Origin of the sequence: Erwinia persicina, from assembly GCF_014838825.1 — a bacterium.
Classification (GTDB): domain Bacteria; phylum Pseudomonadota; class Gammaproteobacteria; order Enterobacterales; family Enterobacteriaceae; genus Erwinia; species Erwinia persicina_A.
On record NZ_JACYMO010000013.1, the window covers coordinates 97,368 to 118,808 of the forward strand.

The window sequence follows — 21,441 nt, forward strand, 5'->3', positions numbered from 1 at the left end:
GCGATGCAGGTTGCGTACCGAAGTCTGTTAACTGCTCTGGGTGCCCTGCTGGCGCTGTGGCTCGTTCTGGAATTCTGGCCACTGTCCACGGGCAGCCGTACGGCACTCAGCCTGCTGGTTTTTCTGGTATCCGGGGTGATGATCTGGCGTCAGCTTCGGGCTTCTCAGGCACGGGCGACCGCTGTCCGTGAGATTGTGAATGAAAACCTGCCGCCGGAAGATTTTCAGGGGTCGGTTATCCTCGTCTGTGGCGACAATACCCCGCTGTTTGTGTCCGGTTCCCGTCACCGGGAAACCCGGCAGGGTTGGTATCTGTGTGTGAAGGATGCGGAACAGCTGCCTCTCTTTGCACAGCACCTGAGCCTGGTGCGCCCGGCGCTGGTGTCGCAAATCTCCGTCATGCTGGCGGTGGTACCTGAACAGCACACCTCCATTGATGATTTTACCCAGTCACTGCGGGGCTGGCAGCGGGCTGTCGTCCAGTGCCGTGCGGCATTTGGCACTCTCCCCCCGCTGTGGACCGTGACCTGGTTATCGCCCCCTGCGGCCTGCGCGGAGGCAGAGCCCGTCTGGTTTACCACGGTAAGCCAGCGAAGCGGTATTCAGGTGCATCAGCCCGGTCAGGGCAATGTGTCACTGACGGAATGGACCCGGGAGACCGGCTCAAACGGGCATCTTTCGCGTCTGAGCCTGGGCCTGTGGCTGGACAGTCTGCTTGCCTGGCAGAGCAGCGCGGTGAATGACCTGCTGTCGCTACGGCAGGGCGAACTACCGGTGATGAAGCCCTGTGTGCAGGGTATGTGCATGGTGGCGGTGAGCGGCATCGCGGGCAATCTCTGGCAACAGCACATCACTTCCGTGACGGCGCTGCCACCGGATGCCGTTGTCACCACAGAACCATTGCCGCTGCCTGAACTGCTGCTGCCGGCGTTACCGCGGCGGCGAGGCGTGAGCCGCAGAATGGTGTTCTGGCGTTACGCCGCATTTCTGGGCGGGATTTTCCTGGCACTCGCCATGCTGGCGTCCTGGATGAACAACCAGCGCCTCATCCGTAATGTTGGCGATCACCTTGCACTGTATCACCAGCTGACCGGTAAGCCTGTGGCACCGAAACTGCGTGCGCAGCAGCGCCTCAGGGCCGATAGCGCATTGCTGGACGACTGGCAGCGTCGCGGGGAGCCACTGCGTTATCGCCTGGGTCTGTATCAGGGGCTGCGCCTGGTGCCGCCCGTTGAGGCCGCTGTCAGTGACTGGGCACCGCCGACAACGCCGCCACCGGTCATTAAGAAAATCATCCAGGGTCCGAAAACCCTTCGTCTCGACAGCATGTCGCTGTTTGACTCGGGCAGGTTCGACCTCAAGCCTGGTTCCACCAAACTGCTGGTGAACTCGCTGGTAGGCATCAAAGCCAAACCGGGCTGGCTGATTGTCGTGTCCGGCCATACCGATAACACCGGCAACCCAAAACTCAATCAGACGCTGTCCCTGAAGCGTGCCGAAGCCGTGCGTGACTGGATGCGCGACACCGGTGATGTACCGGAAAGCTGCTTTGCGGTTCAGGGCTACGGCGCCACGCGCCCGATCGCAACTAATGATACCCCGGAAGGTCGTGCGTTGAACCGCCGGGTCGAAATCAGTCTGGTGCCGCAGGCAGACGCCTGCCTGGCATCAGTATCCCAGACGTCATCACAGGATGATGACACAACAGTAAGTTCTGATAAGGAGTAACACATGGCAATTCCAGTCTATCTGTGGCTAAAAGACGACGGCGGTGCGGACATCAAAGGTTCCGTGGACGTGAAAGACCGTGAAGGCAGCATCGAAGTGGTGGCACAGGAACATAACCTGTACATCCCGACCGATAACAACACCGGCAAGCTGACCGGTACCCGTATCCACACCCCGTTCCTGTTCACCAAGGAAATCGACTCGTCCAGCCCGTACCTGTACAAGGCGGTGACCACCGGTCAGACCCTCAAGTCTGCCGAATTCAAGTGGTACAAAATCAACGATGCGGGCCAGGAAGTGGAGTACTTCAACACCAAACTGGAGAACGTCAAGCTGGTGAAAGTCGCGCCGAAAATGCACGACATCAAAGACCCGGGCTACGAGAAGCATAACCACCTCGAAACCATCGAGCTGCGTTACGAAAAAATCACCTGGACCTACAAAGACGGCAACATCATTCATTCCGATAGCTGGAACGAACGCGCCACCGCCTGATTACGCGTCATATTTCGCGCCACAGGTGCGTTGGCTGCGTTCGCTCGCTCCGGTCACATAGTTATCTCTGTTCCCGGAGACTTACGAACTTGCCGCCTTCCTGCGACACGAACTCTTTAGCGTAATCCTCGTTTTTAAGCGGAGGGGGATGACCTTTCCGCTGTTTTGCTGAACGTCTGCAGCTCGCGGGCGTTCAGCAAAGAAACCCACAAACTGCCAGCCCGACCGCATGCGCTCTGGTCCCCTTCACGGGAAACAGCGATGGGCGGTAGCGTGTCCAGGAACCGACAAAGAGAGAAATTCATGGAAAATCCAGCCATCCTGCTGCGACGTCTGAACCCTTACTGTGCCCGTGCGATGGAAGGCGCGGCTTCGCTCTGCCAGACCCGTGCCCACGCGGAAATTTTGCCGGAGCACTGGCTGCTGAAGCTGCTTGAACAGGGGGAAGGTGACCTGACGGTGCTTGCGCGCCGCTACGAGTGGGATATGGATGCCATCTGGCAGGATTTACTGGGCTGGCTGGATAGTCAGCCGCGCTCGGTACGCAATCGCCCGCAGCTATCTGCTGATATCCAGAAACTGCTGCAGGAAGCCTGGATGCTGGCCTCGCTTGCCGGAGATCAGAGTATCCGCAGCGTTCATCTGCTGATGGCACTGACGGAAAATCAGCGACTTGCTCACTGTGACGGACTGTGGCCGTTGCTGACGCTCGGGATGAGTCAGCTTTCCCGCCTGCGCCCGCTGCTGGATGCACAGTCTGATGAACGCCCGGAGCTACAGTTTGAGGCCGAACTGGCCCAGGAGCATGGCGGTGAGGTGGAGTTTGTGGGGCGTCCTGTGGGTGCAGAGCTGAAAGAGGGCGAACTGAACCCGGCGCTGCAGAACGCGCTGGATAAATTCACCCTCGATGTCACTGCTAAAGCGAAAGAGGGCAAGATTGACCCGGTGTTTGGCCGTGACACGGAAATCCGCCAGATGGTGGATATCCTCTCAAGACGCCGCAAGAACAACCCGATCCTGGTCGGTGAACCGGGCGTCGGCAAAACCGCACTGGTGGAAGGCCTGGCATTGCGGATTGCTGAAGGCAACGTCCCGGGATCCCTCAAACCGGTCAGCCTGCGCACCCTTGATCTCGGCCTGTTGCAGGCAGGAGCAGGTGTGAAAGGTGAATTTGAACAGCGTCTGAAAAACGTCATCGATGCGGTGCAGCAGTCGCCTGTGCCGATTCTGCTGTTTATCGACGAAGCCCACACCATTATCGGTGCCGGTAATCAGGCGGGGGGCGCGGATGCGGCCAATCTGCTGAAACCGGCCCTGGCACGCGGCGAGCTGCGCACCATCGCCGCCACCACCTGGAGCGAGTACAAGCAGTACTTCGAGAAGGACGCCGCGCTGGAGCGCCGCTTCCAGATGGTGAAAGTGGACGAACCGGACGACGAAACCGCCTGCCTGATGCTCAGAGGCCTGAAATCCCGCTATGCCGAACACCATAACGTGCACATCACCGATGACGCAGTGCGTGCGGCCGTTACGCTTTCCCGCCGCTACCTGACCGGCCGTCAGCTGCCGGACAAGGCAGTCGACCTGCTCGACACCGCCGCTGCCCGCGTGCGCATGAGCCTTGATACGGTGCCGGAACAAATTGTGCGCCTGAGAGCACAGCTGACCGCGCTGGAACTGGAAGAGCAGGCGCTGCTGGACGATATCGCCGCCGGCAGCAACCGTGATGGTGACCGCCTGGGTGTGATTGAGCAGCAGCGGGCTGATCTGGACGCGCGTATCGGGGAGCAGGAAGACCGGTTCAGCAACGAAAAGGCGCTGGCACAGCGACTGATGGCCAGCCGGCAGGACATCAGCCTGCAGGCAGACATTTCCGTCCTGCAGCAGCAGCTCGAAGAGGCACAGCAGGGCGACGTGCTGGTTCAGGTGGATGTGGGCACCCGCACGGTTGCCAACGTGATTGCCGACTGGACCGGGGTGCCACTTTCCTCATTAATGAAGGACGAGCAGACCGAACTGCTGACACTGGAAGCGGAAATCGGCCAGCGTGTAGTGGGCCAGCAGGCGTCGCTTAACGCCATCGCGCAGCGGCTGCGCGCCGCTAAAACCGGGCTGACCAGCGAGAACGGGCCGCAGGGCGTGTTCCTGCTGGTTGGTCCGAGTGGCGTCGGTAAAACCGAAACCGCGCTGGCGCTGGCGGATGTGCTGTACGGCGGTGAAAAATCGCTGATCACCATCAACCTGTCCGAGTACCAGGAGCCGCATACCGTGTCGCAGCTGAAAGGCTCGCCGCCGGGCTATGTCGGCTACGGCCAGGGCGGTATTCTGACCGAAGCGGTGCGCAAGCATCCGTACAGCGTGGTGCTACTGGATGAAGTGGAAAAGGCGCACCGCGACGTTATGAACCTGTTCTATCAGGTCTTCGACCGCGGCTTTATGCGCGACGGCGAAGGGCGTGAAATCGACTTCCGCAACACCGTGATCCTGATGACCTCCAACCTCGGCAGCGACCATCTGATGCAGATGCTGGACGAACAACCAGAATCCACCGAAGCAGACCTGCACGAACTGCTGCGCCCGATATTGCGTGACCACTTCCAGCCCGCGCTGCTGGCGCGCTTCCAGACCGTGATTTACCGTCCGCTGAGTGAGCCTGCCATGCGCACCATCGTGGAAATGAAGCTCGCACAGGTCAGCAAGCGCCTCAACCGTCACTACGGTCTGACTACGCAGATCGGGGAGAGCCTGTATGACGCGCTGACTGCAGCCTGCCTGCTGCCGGATACCGGCGCGCGCAACGTCGACAGTCTGCTGAATCAGCAAATTCTGCCGGTACTGAGTCAGCAGCTGCTGACCCATATGGCGGCCAGACAGAAACCACAGTCGCTACGCCTTAGCTGGAGTGAGGAAGAGGGGATTGGGCTGGAGTTTAAACATGACTGAAGAAACTCAGGATCAGTTCAGAATTAAAGAAGGTGGTGCCAGGCTACTTACGACGGGTGAGATACAGCTGGCACAATCTGTTTTTTTATCCACTATTGATTATTCGAAAGTATGGATCCACAGAGAGAGTTATCTTCCTTTCAATTTACAGGATAAGAATACGGCGATGACGCCGAACGGGGAGATCTATTTTCGTGACCAATACTGCGACGATTTCTCCCAGACAACTGACGATCTTCAACATATGTTCATCCATGAAATGGGGCATGTATGGCAACGAATGAAAGGCATGAATGTTATTATGAGAGGGCTGGTCAGTTGGATGGTGAGCTATCGTTACACACTCGATGGCCGTCTGTTAAGTGAATACCCGATGGAGCAGCAGGCGCAGATTATTGCAGATAATTTTACACTAGAGGCTCATGGCTATGATGGTTGGTTGCGTCTCAGGGGCTGGGAGATCGTTACTCTTGATGGTGATACATCTGAATCAATGATCCGAGAAATGTATAGAAATTCATTGAGAGGGTTTCCATGGTAAAAATAAAGTGGTGGCATTCAGTACTGTTTATTATTTTAGCTGTCACTTCTGTCTTTACATTAACCGGATGCCCGTGGGGTGGGATGAAATATTACCCAGCTGAAACAGCCAGCGTCTGGATGAAGAATAATGCAGTTTGTTATTACGTCCCAGATAGTAAGGATTATCAGCCTGTTTTCATCTCTATCAACCTTAGGAATAAATCGTCTAAAGAAAGGCAGTTTACCGAAAACCCGAATATACGAATTATTAATAGCCAATTATGTATTAGTCCTTCGTTTTACCATTTTCCTGATACGTCAAAAGCCCCATTTATTGTTGAGGTTGTATTGCAGTCTAAGAGTAAAAGTAACCATCCAAGGAGCTTTGTCACCGGATTTGAAATGATCAACGGTAAGGCTCGGGATGTATCGTTGACGACACGGGAATACCATGTGCCAGCGACGGCACGCTAAACACCATACTGAATAGTAACATTCGGCTTCTATATGATGATAATCCGATGCTTTGATTTATGCCTGAAAGGAATATTCACCTTCTTTTTCCTTTCCGTGCTGACAGGATGTCTTGGCCCGGGAGACAGGATGATTCCTCATGAAACCACATCTGTCAGCAAGCAGGGGGAAAATGTATGTTTAGATATTCCAGATGCTCAGGATTATCAACCTGCTGACATGGGGATAAATCCACGAGGAACACCTTCGAAGGAGAAGGCTTTTAATTTCTCTCCAGGCCTCACGATCGTTAATGGAAAATTATGCATTCCACCTTCTTTTTATCATTTTCCGGATAAGGGGAAGCTTATTTTTGAGTATGTATTGATTTCAAAGAAAAATGAAGATGAGCCACGGAAATTTGTCGTTGGCGTGGGGGTGAATAATGGGCAGTTATACAATTTTCCTCTGACCGATCGAGAAATAGCAAGGCCATATGGATCAATTCAAGTTTCCGAGTAGCTGGTCAATATAAAATAATGAGAACACTCACCTTTATTGCGTTGTTCGTGATAAGCGTACTCTTTCTTCCGGATGCATTTTTACACGTCTGTTAAGCGCTTTATACCATTAGTGGCGACGGCGAATACGGCATGAATAATTTTGACATGACCGTATAACTGATTAAAGCCCTCATTGCACAGTCGGGGCTAGAATTGTAATCACTCTTTTTCTTACTCACTAAGTACTTAAACCTGTTACTTGCCCGCCGGCAAGAAAGTCATGGACAGCAGGTTATCCCATGGAGTCAATATCATGAGTCTGACAGATAAGCTTAATAACACCCTGTCTGCGCTAGCTGAAGGCGGGCTGAACCGCTACCGTCTGGATATTCCGTCCTGTACAGCCTCAGTGGACGTGGAAGAATTCAGCGGACAGGAGTTCATGAGTGAGCTTTACCACTACACCATTCTTTTTACCAGCAGCGACCAGAATATCAGCGCAGCGCAGCTGCTGACCAGGCCTGCCACGCTGACCATGGGAACCGGGCCACTGATGGGGCTGACCGGGCAGAAAGTGGTGCATGGCGTGGTAACGCATTTAGCAAGCACAAATCATTGCAGATAATTTTTCTTTGCAAAGTGAAGGGTATTATGGCTGGTTAAAGCTGAGGATTGACCACAGTATAACTTTGGATGGTGATATTTCTGAAGCTGTCATTAAACAAGGATATAAAAACGCGTTAAGAGGATTTCCATGGTGATACCGATAATTTTTCGGGTTATGCGTGCAGGCCTGCTTGCTGTTATATGTTTGCAGACCTTAACAGGATGTCCGGGGCCTGGCGACAGACTGAAGCCAGATGAAGAGGGGCATATCATTGTTAATGATGGGAGTGTTTGCTTCTCTGTCAATGGTGGCGATGACTATGTATTAAAGTACATATCTATTAATCCCCGGGGAACAAAACCAAAAGATGAAAAAATAATATTCAGTCCACAGTTACGGATAAATTATGAATTTCTTTGTATTCCACCATCATTTTATAAGTTTAATAAAGATGGCCAGTATTTCATTCAAGCCAGCTTTGCCTCTTTAAGGCATGCAGACCGTCCTCGACGTATTGTTTCAGCGCTGGAGGTGAGTAAAGGTGTGGTTCATAGCATACGACCCACCGATATGGAGATCCTGAGGCCGTATGATGAAATGATTAAGAATTGATGAATAGCAGTCTCGGAGGTAAGTAATGTTCTTTATTATGCTAGTTATTGCCGCCGTACTGTTTTTTTTGATAGCTTTTGCTATCTGGGATATGACTTTATTGACTCCGGTCATCGACGGGAGAGTCTGGGTGACAAATTCAGACTGGCCCAATTGGTTAAGAGAGTAACCTTCAATATGGCAGTTATCTGCCTTTTGGATTACAGGGCGAGAATGTGGCAATGACGCCGAATGGTGAGCTCTATTTTCGTAATCAGTACCATGATGACTTTTCGCAGTCGACCGATCATATGCAGCATCTATTCATCCATGAAATGAGTCATGCCTGGCAACGGGAAAGAGGGATGAATGTTATTGGACGGGGCCTGGTGAGCTGGATGGTCAGTTATCGTTACACACTCGATGGCCGTCTGTTAAGTGAATATCCGATGGAGCAGCAGGCGCAGATTATTGCAGATAATTTTGTCCTCCAGAAATTTGGATATGATGCATGGAATTATCTTGAAATAAAAAAATATCCGATTGTTACGCTAGATGGTGATACATCGGAATCGATAATAAGAGAACAATATCGAAATGCATTGCGGGGGGTTCCATGGTGAGGACACTATCTAAAACGCTTTTACTCAGTGTGTGCCTAATGATACTTACAGGGTGTCCTAGCCCAGGTGACAGAATGGTACCGGACGAAACCTCGTTAGCCAGTTCGAAGGGATGGGAGGTATGTATTAAGATCAAGGATGCGAAGGATTATCAACCTGTTGCTATTGTCATCAATTTACGCGGAACATCCTCGAAAGAAAAAAATATAACTTCTCTCCTGATCTCATTGTTTCAGATGGAGAGCTCTGTATTCCGTCTTCCTTCTATGGCTTTGTAAGTGGCAATAAATATATCGTCGAGTTTTTATTGCGCTCGACCAGAAGTCATAATGAATCAAGAAGTTTTGTTGTCGGTGTGGGGGTTAATAATAATCAAGTATATAGTTTCCCTTTGACCGACCGGGAACTTGCAAGGCCCTATGGTTCAATTAAAGTCTCTGAATAGTGCTCCGGCATCAAAACAATGAAGATTTTTATTTTTATTAGTTTAGTCATAATGAGTGTGCTGTTTCTTCCGGATGCATTTTTTACACGTCTGTTAAGCGCTTTATACCATTAGTGGCGACGGCGAATACGGCATGAATAATTTTGAAATGACCGTATAACTGATTAAAGCCCTCATTGCACTGTCGGGGCTGGAATTGTAATCACTCTTTTTCTTACTCACTAAGTACTTAAACCTGTTACTTGCCCGCCGGCAAGAAAGTCATGGACAGCAGGTTATCCCATGGAGTCAATATCATGAGTCTGACAGATACGCGTAATAACACCCTGTCTGCGCTAACGGAAGGCGGACTGAACCGCTACCGTCTGGATATTCCGTCCTGTACAGCCTCACTGGATGTGGAAGAATTCAGCGGACAGGAGTTCATGAGTGAGCTTTACCACTACACCATTCTTTTTACCAGCAGCGACCAGAATATCAGCGCAGCGCAGCTGCTGACCAGGCCTGCCACGCTGACCATGGGAACCGGGCCACTGATGGGGCTGACCGGGCAGAAAGTGGTGCATGGCGTGGTAACGCATTTTAAGCGTATCAGCGGTTCACGTGACCAGGCGACGTACCAGATTATTATTGAGCCGTTCCTGTCTCTGCTGCGCAGGCAATTCCGTACCCACCGCTTTTTCGTCAACAAGTCGGTACCGGAAGTCGTCGCCGAAGTGTTGCAGGAGCATGGCCTGAAAGGCTGGGAGTATGAGTTCACCCTAAAAGCCGACTATCCGAAGCGTGAACAGATTAACCAGTACAAGGAAAATGACCTCGCGTTCATTGAGCGTTTGCTGGCCGAAGTGGGGATTTTCTACTTCTTTACCCTGCAACCCGACACCCATACCGAAGTGGTGCATTTCGCAGACAAGCAGAGTGCCTGGACGTTCGGTAAATCTCTGCCACTCAGCAGCCCATCGGGAATGAGTGACAATGCAGCGGATTCGGTCTGGGGCGTTAACGTCCGACACAACGTGGTGGAGCGCTCTGTCACCGCCAGTGATTACAATCACCGTGAAGCCCAGAATATCCTGACCTCAGTACCGGCGGACATGACCCGCGGTGACGGTGACGGTGTGACCTACGGTGAGGTCTATCACTACCTGCCGCGTCATCTTGAACGTGGCGACAAAATCACTCCCTCAGCAGAAACCGGCAACTTCTGGGCGCGCCTGGAGCACGAGCGTTTTCTGTCAGGACAGACGACTATAAGCGGGTGTAGCAATGATGCCCTGCTTTCCCCGGCCCAGGTGCTGACCATCAGTGAGAATGTGGTACTGCCAACGCTACCAACAGAAACGGACAACGGCATCATCATTACCCGCACGGGCTATATCGCCAGCCGTAAGAATGCTCTGTCAGTGGCGTGGGAAGGGATGCCGTACTACGAGAACCGCTGCTGGCGCCCTGCCGCTAAAAAACGCCCGGTGGTCAGCGGTACCCTGACGGCACGAGTGACCAGCGCCAAGGATAACGACATCTATGCCTGGCAGGATGCCTCAGGTATGTACCGGGTAAAATTCGATGCCGACCGCGACGACAGGCGTCAGGGCATGGAAAGTATGCCGGTGCGCTTTGCCAAGCCTTACGGTGGTGACAAGTACGGCTTCCACTTCCCGCTGATCCAGGGCACTGAAGTGGCCATCGCCTTCCATGAGGGCGATCCGGACCGGCCGTACATCGCCCACGCGCTGCATGATTCCCGCCACGTTGACCACGTTACTGAAGCCAACAGCACGCGCAACGTTATCCGCACAGCCGGGCTGAACAAGCTGCGGATGGAAGACAAGCGCGGCGAAGAGCACGTTAAGCTCAGTACGGAGTACGGTGGTAAGACCCAACTTAATTTAGGGCACAACGTCAACGCTTCCAGGGTTCTTCGTGGCGAGGGGGCGGAGCTGCGTACTGACCGACATGTTTCCATTCGCGGTGGGGCTGGGGTATTTATCACAGCAGATAAACAAACGCTCGCCGGGGACAAGATGCTCTCTATGAAAGAGGCCATTGCCCAGCTGGAAAATGCTCTGACGATTGCCAAAAGTTTGTCATCTGCTGCTGAAGGGGCTGATGCCCTGCCAGCAGATACTGCGAGTCAGCAGACGCTTAACGCAGCTCTCAAAGAGCTCGCTAAACCGGGGATCATATTGAATGCGCCTGAAGGGGTGAGTATCACCAGTCCTCAGGCTGTGCGTGTAGCTTCTGGTGCAGCCAGTGTAGGGATCATGTCCCAGCAAAATACTGATATCAGCGCGCTCAAGCGTTTTACTGTGGCTGCGGGTGAAGCTGTGAGTATGCTGGCCCGAAAGGCCGGAATGAAACTTTTTGCCGCTAAGGGAAAAGTTGAAATTCAGGCACAGGACGATGAGCTGGAGGCGCTAGCCAAAAAGGATGTGACCGTAACCAGTACGGAAGGGCGGGTTGAGATCACGGCAGCGAAAGATGTCGTGCTGAAAAACCTGGACGGGTCGTTTATCCAGTTGCAGGGTAAAAATATTATTATGGGTTGTGAAGGTAATATCCTGTGGAAATGTGCCAATGCGCAGAAAATGGGCAGCGTAAGTATGAGTAGTGTTATGCCCCAGTTTCTATCTGGATATAGTGGGAAATTTACGGCATCGTCTGATGCAGGAGTTCCAGTTGCAGCTGCGGCATATATGTTGACATCGAGTAATGGGCAGAAATTATTTGGTAGAACAGACGAGAGCGGTGAAACAGTCCCAGTTTACTCATCAAACCCGAATGAACCTTTTGAACTTGAAATGATTCAAAGTGATTATTGGTACGATAGTGAGAATATTGTGGATAGAGTACATTGCTCATCATTTTCAGATATGTCATTCCAGGGTGATGGTTGTCAATGCAGTGAGTGTGAGGGAAATTAAAGTGCGTGATATTACTTTTAAGTTTAAGTTTAAGTTTAAGTTTTTGTTATGTATATTGCTGGCTCCATTTTTTTCTTTTGCAAGTAGCACATGGAATGCTAAATCAGCACAAATGCAATGTGGCTTAGCTTTGGTAAAGGTCAGTGCTGAATGCCAGGTGAATCAAAAAAGCCCAAAGGAGAATATATGCAAAAATTACCGTTTGGTAATAAAGAACGGGACGAATAATAAAGAGTTTTCTTTACCGTACATCCCGAACAGGCAAAAAGTCCTCCTGGAAGGACAGGGTTATTCCTTTAATAATGTAGTTAAGTCTGGTGATTGGGCTCCCTCCACAATGAAATGCTATGACAATGAAAATATTGTGATCGGATACCATCTTGGGCTGGATGAAGAGGAGAGCGTAAAGGGGGCATTGTTGTCCTATATTGACGCCCCATTTATTGATTTTTCAGGGGACTTTATTACAGGTAACAAGCTTTCTGAGCTTAGGTCTCGAGAAATAAAAAACCCATACGACAATACAAATATAGACTTTATTAGCAATCGCTGAGGTATGGTATGTCTGATTTATATGAGTATTTAAATGCCAAAAAGGGAAAGGCATATTTTGATGACCAGATTAAACCATTTTCTTTAATCTCACTCTATCCGGATATAGATACATCCCGAAAGCTAAGAGGCAACAGTCGTACAATAGGAGATGCTGATAAAGATGTCCAGGATGCTATTATAGATATGATAATTACCATAGCTGTCCGCTATGGATTAAGTTATAAAGAGATATCTTATATATTATTAACCACTAAGGTTGAGTCTGGATTTAACCCCGATGCGGCAGCGGGCACTACTAGTGCAGCTGGTTTAGCGCAAGGAACAGTTGGTTTTATCAAAGATGCATTGGCACAATCTGAAGGCATTCTTGGTTTTCAGCTAGATCTTCGTAATGAAGAAGTTTTTGAAGCTGAGAAAGGATGTTATGCGGTAATCTATTCCTTTTTACTTAACAAATCGAAGGTGATGGAGAGTTACACATCAGATCAAAGTGAATACTGGGAATGGCTTTATTTGTTGCATCATGATGGTGCCTATAGTTTAGGAAAATATCTCGATGGTACACGTGAGAAAAGTGCAGATGGCGAGAAGTGGGCACTTTATATAAATAAGCATTTATCAGTTGTGGAAGGATTACTAAAAAACACTGAAGTTCATACTAAATTTAAACTGTCTACGGGAAATAATACAGCATTCAAAAACAAAAATTATATTGCTGCAATCTCTCCATTTCCAAGTTCAACATGCCCAAATTTAGTGTCAGACTATGAGAAAGCTCTAGTTTTTATCAAGGGCGTGACTGATGCAAACGGGATGACTAAATCAGTCAATGCTATCGCAGGTTCAGAAATTGTGTTTACTATTCTTGCTGATAATTACAAAGAATTAGCTAAATCAACTGTTGAAAAAAATACCAATGAAAAGCATAAGACTCTAACTTATACCGTTAAGAAAGGTGACACCTTATCAGCAATAGCGAAGAAATATAGTGTATCAGTAGAGAAATTGGCAAGAATTAATAAGATCCATAACGTAAACATGTTGCGCATTGGTGCGAAATTGAAAATACCTGATAGTAATCAAAATCATGGATATGTTAGCCGCTATATTTCAGTGAAGACAAAAAAAGAGATTCTTAAAACCATTGGGGTTGAAAATGCTAATGCTAAAGCAGCCGTAGAGTATTCGAGAAGCCATATTGTTTTGCCAAAAGGAAGCAAGTCCGCAGACTCGGAAAAGGAAAGCAATGTAATTCATATTAAAACTACGACGACGGATAAGTCTGTTGCTCGCAGGAGTAAAAATGAACCAGAGAAGCATCAGACTACTTCAGAGGGAAAGGCAAAAGAAATTTCTGTTGTTAACGACTTTGAGCCTCTAGTCAAGTTTCAAACTGATATATCTGAAAACTTACAGAGCTTGGTTTCTGCTCATTCAATTGATGTTATTAAAGGAATAATGAAATCTGCAGGTGTCCATAAAATTACTATCACTAGCACCCTACGCACTCCCGAAGAGCAAGTGGAAGCAATGTACAACAATATGTGCAACAAGGGTGTGCAATCCCAACTTGATTATTATGCTGCTGCGGGCCGGGAGGTTGTACAAGCAGGTATCGCTGTGGGTGGCATAGATAAAAGTAAGGAGAATCAGGTTAAAAAAGCCATGGTTGATAAAGTCAATTCTTTACAAAAAGAGGGGCGTCTTGTTTCAAAACATTGTGTTTCGCTTGAATCGTATGCTCAGAGAAATGTATTTGATATAAGTAAAAGATTATTACCTGTCACTTTGCAGCGGGCTTTTGATAAGGCTATTACAAAATATGTAAAAGATAACCCAGGGGAAATGAAATATATCAGTCCATTTGATAATCGTGGTGAGCCAGCATTCCATGTGGAGATTGTACAATGAAGAAAATATTGTTTTTTATTGCTGTCGTTCCTTTTTTTGCATTTTGCAATACTATTAAGGTAAAAGATGGTCTGTATTATGGATATTGGGTTTATAAAGATCATGGTGCCGTGAAAGAGTATGGTGTTTTAGCTAACGAACCTAGAAAATTGATGGGTAAATATATATTAACGCCTGTTCCCAAGTTTACTGATGATAATGAAATATATATTAAAGTTAAGGGGGGTATCCCGATCGTATATTTTTATCAAAAAAGTGTTGGGTCTGATCTGAATACGGTTGGATGGGCTGGCGCTAGATTTACTGAGGGGAATATGATTATTTCTGCAAGCACTATTCGAATGGTCACAGAGGATACCAAAGACCATGTATTTGTTGGTGAGGAATTCTTAGGGAAACGGATAAGGCTTAAAAAGGATGAAATGGTTCCGTTGTCATTAATTAATGAGAATAGTTTTAATGTGGACTGTAATCAATACTTGGATGTTAATGCTTATAGGGAGAATGGTATTCCTGATTATGAAGAGCCAGACCCAAAAGGACGGGAAGGGATAGGTTTATCTTATCCTGCAACGGTTTTTGCAGTCGGTGAACTCGGTATTTGTTCTGCATTTCTCGATGATGATATTGTTCCTCAAATTAAAAACGGATGGATTCAGTTCCGTCGCCTCAATTAAAACGTGTAAACTAATTTGTTAGGTGTGCTATGTCCAAAGGATTTGTATTGCTCGGAGATAAAACTACTCACGGCGGTGAGGTTATATCTGCATCTTCGACCATGATTGTGAACGGAAAGAAAGTAGCCTTAGTTGGCGATGAAATTAATTGTCCTGTTGAAGGGCATGGTATTAATGCCATTATAGAAGGATCACCTGAATGGATTTCAGATGGCAAAGAAGTTGTGGTGGATGGCTGCGAATGTGAATGTGGCTGCCATGTTATCTCCAGTGCGCCGGATTGTTCAGTAGGATAAGTTATGAGCTGGGAGCGTCAGAAAGCCACAATTGCTACAGAACCTGATGAGCCGTCACTGGTCATCTGGCTGGTTGCAGGCCTTATTGCTGTTATTGCTGGAGTGTTGCTCTTTGTACTCCACGCCAATCAGTTCCTGGGTAAATTGCAAAAATTTAACCTCTGGATTGTTTCCGGAGGCCCTCTTTTTCTCTGGTTCGTGACGATTTGCATTCGCGGATGGATATATAACCACGCAATGGACCGCCATCAGTTTGAATCCGATGAGGCAGACTATGCACAGCAGCAATGGGTTTCCTGGGCCGGGCGTTATCTGACGGTTCTGTATAGCCGGGTTATCCTGCCTGATGAATTGACACCATCCACATTTCTGCAGGCCCCCAAAGATCTCGAGCAGAGTAGCTCTCTTTCTCGGGGAATAACGTTACCTGTTGGCGAAGATGCTTTTTCAGCATTGATTGGGGGCCTGGACATATCAGAATTACAGCGCTTATCTGACCTCCCTTTCCACGCAACCTTACTGACTGATTCACACGATCCTGATGTGACATTACAGAGAGAATTTTCAGCATGCTGGCTCCAGTTTGTTGGACAGGCGTATCCCGTACCCTCACTGACTATCCATATAGCCAGATCCTTTGATTGGGTGGAAGAGCGCCTCAAAGCCCCGATTCTGGATGTTGAGCTTCTGTTGGTTCACCAGACTCAGGGAGGGAATGAGTACAGTGATTCGCTGTCGGCTTTAATGCTGACCTCTGATGATGTAGCAACGAAGTATCAGCTAAACCATCACGCTCGCCTGCTTCGGCCTATGTCGCTTGAATCAACCCAAATGTTGAGTGAAGAGCTCGATATCTTTTTCTCAACCCAGTCACAGGCTATTGCTGCGGGTGCAATTGTGGGCGACAGCATGGAGTGGGGGGATGATTTTTCCACTCTTCTGGCCAGTGCAAAACAATATGAAGGCAGCTGGAGGCCCCAGCAGTGCCATTGGCTGGAGAAATATGCCGGACTCAGCGGTCCTTTCTCACCGTGGATTATTGCCGCCGTCGTTAGTGATATAGCCATGCTCACAAAAGAAGATTGCCTGATGCTTTCGGGTGACAAAGAGCAGCGATATGTAAATACCGTAACTACAGGGAATCTGATGAATGGCGAAGGATAACTCAGTGTGGCGTGGTAACTGGGGACGCATCAGTATTACTGCGCTGATTGCTGCCGCGATCGGATTGGCCATCTGGAAAAAAGGCGATGCGTTCGGACTGACCAGTAATGGCCTTAAGCTGCTGGTATTTGTGGCGGTGATAATCCTCCTGCTACTTGTCCGTCATGGCAAAACTATTAGCCTTGCTATTAAACAACAGTGGTCTCGTTTTCAGGCGAAGCGTAAAAGTGTCCTGCCTGCCGATGAAGGTCGCGTTAAGCAGACTGCGCCTCGCAATGTCACAGTTGATACTATCCGTGACGCCATGCGTAACCTCTACGGCCGGCGTTGGGGGCGTAAAACGCGCATTCTGCTGGTCACTGGCACCGTCTCTGAGGTGGAGCAGCTGACGCCAGGTCTTACGGCTCAGCTCTGGCAGGAAGACCGTGGCACGCTGTTGCTGTGGGGCGGTGACCTCAATAGCCCGGCAGACAGCGCCTGGCTGATCGCGCTGCGCAAACTGCGCCGCCGTCCGGTGGATGGGCTGGTGTGGGTCACTTCAGCATTTGATCAGCTATCTGCGCCAGGGCTGGAACCGCCGCTGCCGGTGCCGTCTGAAAGCACCATGGATTCCCTGTCGCACGCCATCAGCGCGCGTATGGAAACGCTTGGCTGGAAGCTCCCGCTGTACGTCTGGTCCCTGCATCTGCGCGCCGGTCAGCCGGAAGGGCGCATTACCCAGGCGACCGGCTGTCTGTTACCTGCCGGTTGTCGTACCGAAGGGCTGGCAGAACAACTCTCCGTCCTGACGCCGGATTTGACTTCACAGGGGCTGCAGCAGGCCTGTGGTGAAGTGAAACATAACTTCCTGCTGATGCTTGCCGACCAGCTCATTCGTGAGCCGGAAAGCGTGACCGCACCGCTGTCGGTGATGCTCAATCCGTACCGCCCGCTGCCGCTGGCTGGCGTGGTGTTCAGTCAGCTCTCAGCGGGTGCCGAACGCGCCGTGCCGCACCACTGGGGCATGGATAAACGCTGGGATGTCCTGCCAGAGTCGGTCCGGATGCTGCCTGCCGCACTGCGCCCTGTTAAGCCGGGCATTCCCTGGCGCAAGGTGTTTGCGTCGGTTATCGCCCTGGCGATGGTGGGCTGGGCTGCATGGATGAGTATTGCGTATGTCACCAACCGCAGCCAGATTGACGCTGCGAATGCCCGGGCTGCAATAGCTTCGCGACAAAATCAGCCGCTGGAGCAGCGTCTGCACGCGCTGTCGGAACTGCAGAAAACACTGGCTCGTCTGCAGTACCGTTCTGAACACGGTATTCCGTGGTACGAAAAGGCCGGTCTGAGCCAGAATAATGCCCTGCTGGCGGCACTGTGGCCGCGTTATCAGGACAGCGCACTGCCGCTGTTGCGGGATGCGGCCGCAGACCACCTGCAGAAGCAGGTCAGCGCCTTTAACGCGCTGCCGCCGGGTAGCCCGCTGCGTGAGCAGATGGCAAAACACACCTGGGAGCAGCTCAAACTCTACCTGATGCTGGCGCGTCCGGAACATATGGATGCAGGCTGGTTCAGTACCGCGCTGCTGCATGACTGGCCGAAGCGTGATGGCGTGAAGGACGGTATCTGGCAGGGTCTGGCCCCGTCACTGCTGTCGTTCTATGGTGCACGGCTGGCTAAGCACCCGGAGTGGAAGCTCCGAGCTGATGAGGGCATGGTCAGCCAGGCGCGCTCCCTGCTGGTTCGCCTGATGGGCGTACGTAACAGTGAATCGACCCTGTACCAGAAGATGCTCTCTCAGGTGGCGCATCTGTATGCCGATATGCGCCTTGAAGACATGACTGGCGATACCGACGCATCCCGCCTGTTCAGCACCACCGAAATTGTTCCGGGGATGTTTACGCTTCAGGCCTGGACGCAGGCGGTGCAGCCCGCCATCGGGAAGGTGGTGAAGGCGCGCCGGGACGAGCTCGACTGGGTGCTCACCGACAGTAAGCATCAGGTGAACAGGCAGGATGAAATCTCCCCGGAAGCGCTGAAAAAGCGCCTGACGGAGCGCTACTTCGCTGACTTTGGCGGTGCCTGGCTGGCGTTCCTCAACAGCCTGCGCTGGCATCAGGCGGCCACGCTGTCGGATGCCATTGACCAACTGACCCTGATGGCCGACGTGCGCCAGTCACCTCTGGTGGCGCTGATGAACACCCTGAATGTGCAGGGGCGCACCGGCCAGACCGGCGAAGCAATATCAGATTCTCTGGTGAAATCGGCGAAGAATCTGCTCGGTGGTGACAACAATGACGCCATTGACCAGAGTGCCGGTGCCCATGGCCCGCTGGATGCGACCTTTGGCCCGGTGCTGGCGCTGATGGATAAAACCCGCTCCGGCACGCAGGCCCAGAGTCTGCAGTCATATCTGACCCGGGTCACCCAGGTGCGTCTGCGCCTGCAGCAGGTGACCAATGCCGCCGACCCGCAGGCCATGACCCAGACCATTGCCCGGACCGTATTCCAGGGCAAAGCTGTGGACCTGACCGAAACCCGTGACTACGGCAGCCTGATTGCCGCCGGTCTGGGTCAGGAGTGGAGCGGCTTTGGCCGGACGGTGTTTGTAAACCCGATGGAGCAGGCCTGGCAGCAAGTGCTGACCCCGGCGGCCGACAGCCTCAACGCCCAGTGGCAGCAGGCGGTGGTGGCTGAGTGGAACAGTGCCTTCGGTGGACGTTATCCGTTTAACAACTCCAGCAGTGATGTTTCCCTGCCGCTGCTGGCTAAATATCTCAACGCCGATTCCGGGCGTATCGCGCAGTTCCTGCAGACCCGCCTCAAGGGCGTGCTGCAAAAAGAAGGTAACCACTGGGTACCGGACAGTATCAACTCGCAGGGGCTGGCCTTTAACCCGGCCTTCCTCAACGCCATTAACACCCTGAGTCAACTCTCGGATGTGGCCTTCACCGAAGGCAATGCCGGCATGAATTTCGAGCTGCGTCCGGGCACGGCCAATGGCGTGATGCAGACCGACATGATTATTGACAGCCAGAAGCTGTCCTATGTGAACCAGCTCCCGGCGTGGAAGCGTTTCACCTGGCCTGCGGATACGGAAGCCCCTGGAGCAAACCTGAGCTGGATAAGCACGCAGGCGGGCACCCGCCAGTACGCCGACATGCCGGGTGCCTGGGGCTGGATCAGACTGCTCGATAAAGCCACCGTCAGCGCTTACCCGGGTATCGGCAGCAGTTACAGCCTGAGCTGGAAAGCCCAGGATGGCCGCAAACTCAATTACACCCTGCGTACCGAAGCGGGAGACGGCCCGCTGGCACTTCTGAAGCTGCGTCATTTCCGCCTGCCGGAAACCATCTTCAGCACCACCGGTATTGCACCATCAGACCAGGTTGCCAGTGCTGGCAATGTTGCAGAGGAGGTTTACTGATGAGTACCCTGAACGTCTTACTCAGCGCCTGCCAGACCGGACAGGAATCACTGCTTGCCACTACCCGCGAACGCGTGGCGCAGTGGGATAACTGGCTGCAGCCGCTTTCCGGTTCATCGCCCGCCGGCGAGGATCCTGGCTATGACGATGACTTCCAGCAGATGCGCGAGGAGGTCAATAAACTCTCCGGTGCGGATACAGAGCTCGTCTGCCGGCTGGCAGAGAAGCTGCTGACCACCACCGCGAAAGACATCCGCGTGGCAACGTACTACTGCTGGGCGAAACTGCACCGCGAAGGTGAACAGGGGCTGGCCGAAGGGCTTGAACTGCTGGCCGGGCTGCTGGAACGCTTTGGTACAAAGCTGCATCCACAGCGTAACCGCAGCCGTAAGGCGGCACTGGAATGGCTGGCAGGGTCGCGCATGACCGACTCGCTTTCCCTGTACCCGGAAGTGGTCAGGATCGATGCGATGCGGACTACCGGGGCGCTGCTGCTGATCGCCGGGCTGACCGAAAATGAGCCCGATGAAACCCGCCCGGAACTTAACGCGCTGTATGGTGCGCTGGAAAATCGTCTGCAGAAAGCCGGTGGTGTGGATGCGGTGGTACCGCAGAACGCCAGCACCGGCGAAACCCCCTCAACGGCCAGCCACAGCGATGCCCCGCTCATTGGGCGCATCACCTCTGGTCAGGATTTGCTGGCCCAGGCCCGCACCCTCACCGAATACCTGCGTGAGCAGCCGGACGGCTGGCTGTCAGCACACCATCTGATGAAAAGCCTGCGCCATGACACTCTGCGGGCCATCCCGGCCCCGGATGTTCAGGGGCGTACGCGCATCGAGCCGCCAAGGGCGGATCAGCGCGCGTTACTCAAACGCCTCTACCTGCAGCAGAACTGGACTGAAATGCTGGAAACGGCCGACAGCACGTTTTCCCGCGGTGCCAATCACCTGTGGCTGGATTTGCAGTGGTATATCCATCAGGCACTGACGAAATCAGGCCAGGAGACGCTGGCCGACATTATTACCGCTGACCTGAAAGGGCTGTTGTCACGACTGTCCGGGCTGGAAACGCTGGCGTTCAGTGACGGAACGCCGTTTGCGGATGAAGTGACGCTGAACTGGATCCAGCAGAGCGTGCTGGATACCGCAGGCGGTTGGGGCAACGACACCACATCTGCACCGGTCACCGCCGGCAACGAAGACATTCTGGCGCTGGAACCGGAAGCCGTGACGCTGGCTGACAGTGAAGGCCCGGATGCCGCGCTGGGCTGGTTACAGAACCGCCCGGGCGTCACGACTGCGCGACAGCAGTGGCTGCTGCGCCTGCTGATGGGGCGCATTGCCGAGCAGTACGGTAAAAACGAACTGGCGGTACACCTGTTTGCAGAGCTGAGTGAGCGGGCCAGCGAGGTGACCCTCTCAGCATGGGAGCCAGAGCTGTTGTTCGAGGTACATGCCCGCCATCTCAAACTCCTGCGGCTGAAAGCCGGTCGCAGTGAGGCCGATAAGGCCCGTCTGACACCGATAATGGACCAGTTACTTGCCGGGCTGATCGCCGTCGATCCTGCCCGTGCCGCTTTGCTTTGCGGTTAAATC

The 21,441-nt window shown here is 52.0% G+C and carries 18 protein-coding genes and 1 pseudogene; all 19 read left to right on the forward strand.

The window, feature by feature from the left end; all coding sequences use genetic code 11:
* Positions 1-3: 3 nt before the first annotated feature.
* The 19 genes and pseudogenes from IFU29_RS20720 to tssA all read left to right on the forward strand — a co-directional run bounded on the left by IFU29_RS20720 (position 4) and on the right by tssA (position 21,438).
* Positions 4-1,728, forward strand: coding sequence for an OmpA family protein (locus tag IFU29_RS20720; RefSeq protein ID WP_191935578.1), 1,725 nt, complete (start codon positions 4-6; stop codon positions 1,726-1,728).
* Between the two features lie 3 nt (positions 1,729-1,731).
* A complete protein-coding gene (hcp, locus tag IFU29_RS20725) occupies positions 1,732-2,223 on the forward strand; it encodes a type VI secretion system effector Hcp (RefSeq protein ID WP_191935579.1) in 492 nt (163 codons plus the stop codon).
* 303 nt (positions 2,224-2,526) lie between these two features.
* Positions 2,527-5,166, forward strand: a complete 2,640-nt coding sequence (gene tssH / locus IFU29_RS20730; RefSeq protein WP_191935580.1) for a type VI secretion system ATPase TssH — start codon at positions 2,527-2,529, stop codon at positions 5,164-5,166.
* Complete coding sequence (locus IFU29_RS20735; protein WP_191935581.1) at positions 5,159-5,707, forward strand: type IV secretion protein Rhs; 549 nt, start codon at positions 5,159-5,161, stop codon at positions 5,705-5,707. The genes tssH and IFU29_RS20735 overlap by 8 nt, the downstream gene beginning before the upstream one ends.
* Positions 5,701-6,162, forward strand: a complete 462-nt coding sequence (locus IFU29_RS20740; protein WP_240343534.1) for a putative T6SS immunity periplasmic lipoprotein — start codon at positions 5,701-5,703, stop codon at positions 6,160-6,162. The genes IFU29_RS20735 and IFU29_RS20740 overlap by 7 nt, the downstream gene beginning before the upstream one ends.
* 36 nt (positions 6,163-6,198) lie before the next feature.
* The gene (locus tag IFU29_RS20745) at positions 6,199-6,663 is read left to right on the forward strand and encodes a putative T6SS immunity periplasmic lipoprotein (RefSeq protein WP_342214500.1); all 465 of its coding nucleotides are present in this window, start codon (positions 6,199-6,201) and stop codon (positions 6,661-6,663) included.
* A 294-nt stretch (positions 6,664-6,957) separates the two neighbouring features.
* Positions 6,958-7,242 (forward strand): annotated as a pseudogene (locus tag IFU29_RS20750) (type VI secretion system tip protein VgrG); the annotation flags it as partial.
* Positions 7,243-7,398: 156 nt separating this feature from the next.
* On the forward strand, positions 7,399-7,863 hold the full coding sequence (locus IFU29_RS20755; RefSeq protein WP_191935582.1) for a putative T6SS immunity periplasmic lipoprotein: 465 nt from the start codon (positions 7,399-7,401) through the stop codon (positions 7,861-7,863).
* Between the two features lie 221 nt (positions 7,864-8,084).
* Positions 8,085-8,465 (forward strand): type VI secretion protein, encoded by a 381-nt coding sequence (locus IFU29_RS20760; protein WP_191935583.1) that lies wholly within the window; start codon positions 8,085-8,087, stop codon positions 8,463-8,465.
* A gap of 38 nt (positions 8,466-8,503) precedes the next feature.
* Positions 8,504-8,743 carry a hypothetical protein gene (locus IFU29_RS22735; protein WP_342214501.1) on the forward strand — a complete coding sequence of 80 codons (240 nt, stop codon included), beginning with the start codon at positions 8,504-8,506 and terminating at the stop codon, positions 8,741-8,743.
* Positions 8,716-8,910 (forward strand): hypothetical protein, encoded by a 195-nt coding sequence (locus IFU29_RS22875; protein ID WP_423244855.1) that lies wholly within the window; start codon positions 8,716-8,718, stop codon positions 8,908-8,910. Before IFU29_RS22735 ends, IFU29_RS22875 begins: the two co-directional genes overlap by 28 nt.
* Positions 8,911-9,206: 296 nt before the next feature.
* Complete coding sequence (locus tag IFU29_RS20765) at positions 9,207-11,834, forward strand: type VI secretion system Vgr family protein (RefSeq protein ID WP_191935584.1); 2,628 nt, start codon at positions 9,207-9,209, stop codon at positions 11,832-11,834.
* 1 nt (position 11,835) lies between these two features.
* The gene (locus tag IFU29_RS20770; protein ID WP_191935585.1) at positions 11,836-12,387 is read left to right on the forward strand and encodes a hypothetical protein; all 552 of its coding nucleotides are present in this window, start codon (positions 11,836-11,838) and stop codon (positions 12,385-12,387) included.
* A gap of 8 nt (positions 12,388-12,395) precedes the next feature.
* Positions 12,396-14,300 (forward strand): muramidase family protein, encoded by a 1,905-nt coding sequence (locus tag IFU29_RS20775; RefSeq protein ID WP_191935586.1) that lies wholly within the window; start codon positions 12,396-12,398, stop codon positions 14,298-14,300.
* The gene (locus tag IFU29_RS20780) at positions 14,297-14,977 is read left to right on the forward strand and encodes a hypothetical protein (RefSeq protein ID WP_191935587.1); all 681 of its coding nucleotides are present in this window, start codon (positions 14,297-14,299) and stop codon (positions 14,975-14,977) included. Before IFU29_RS20775 ends, IFU29_RS20780 begins: the two co-directional genes overlap by 4 nt.
* 29 nt (positions 14,978-15,006) lie before the next feature.
* Positions 15,007-15,273 (forward strand): PAAR domain-containing protein, encoded by a 267-nt coding sequence (locus IFU29_RS20785; RefSeq protein ID WP_118664847.1) that lies wholly within the window; start codon positions 15,007-15,009, stop codon positions 15,271-15,273.
* Positions 15,274-15,276: 3 nt separating this feature from the next.
* Positions 15,277-16,437, forward strand: a complete 1,161-nt coding sequence (locus IFU29_RS20790) for a hypothetical protein (RefSeq protein WP_191935588.1) — start codon at positions 15,277-15,279, stop codon at positions 16,435-16,437.
* Complete coding sequence (locus IFU29_RS20795; RefSeq protein ID WP_191935589.1) at positions 16,424-19,843, forward strand: ImcF-related family protein; 3,420 nt, start codon at positions 16,424-16,426, stop codon at positions 19,841-19,843. Before IFU29_RS20790 ends, IFU29_RS20795 begins: the two co-directional genes overlap by 14 nt.
* Positions 19,843-21,438, forward strand: coding sequence for a type VI secretion system protein TssA (gene tssA, locus IFU29_RS20800; RefSeq protein ID WP_191935590.1), 1,596 nt, complete (start codon positions 19,843-19,845; stop codon positions 21,436-21,438). The genes IFU29_RS20795 and tssA overlap by 1 nt, the downstream gene beginning before the upstream one ends.
* Positions 21,439-21,441 lie beyond the last annotated feature (3 nt).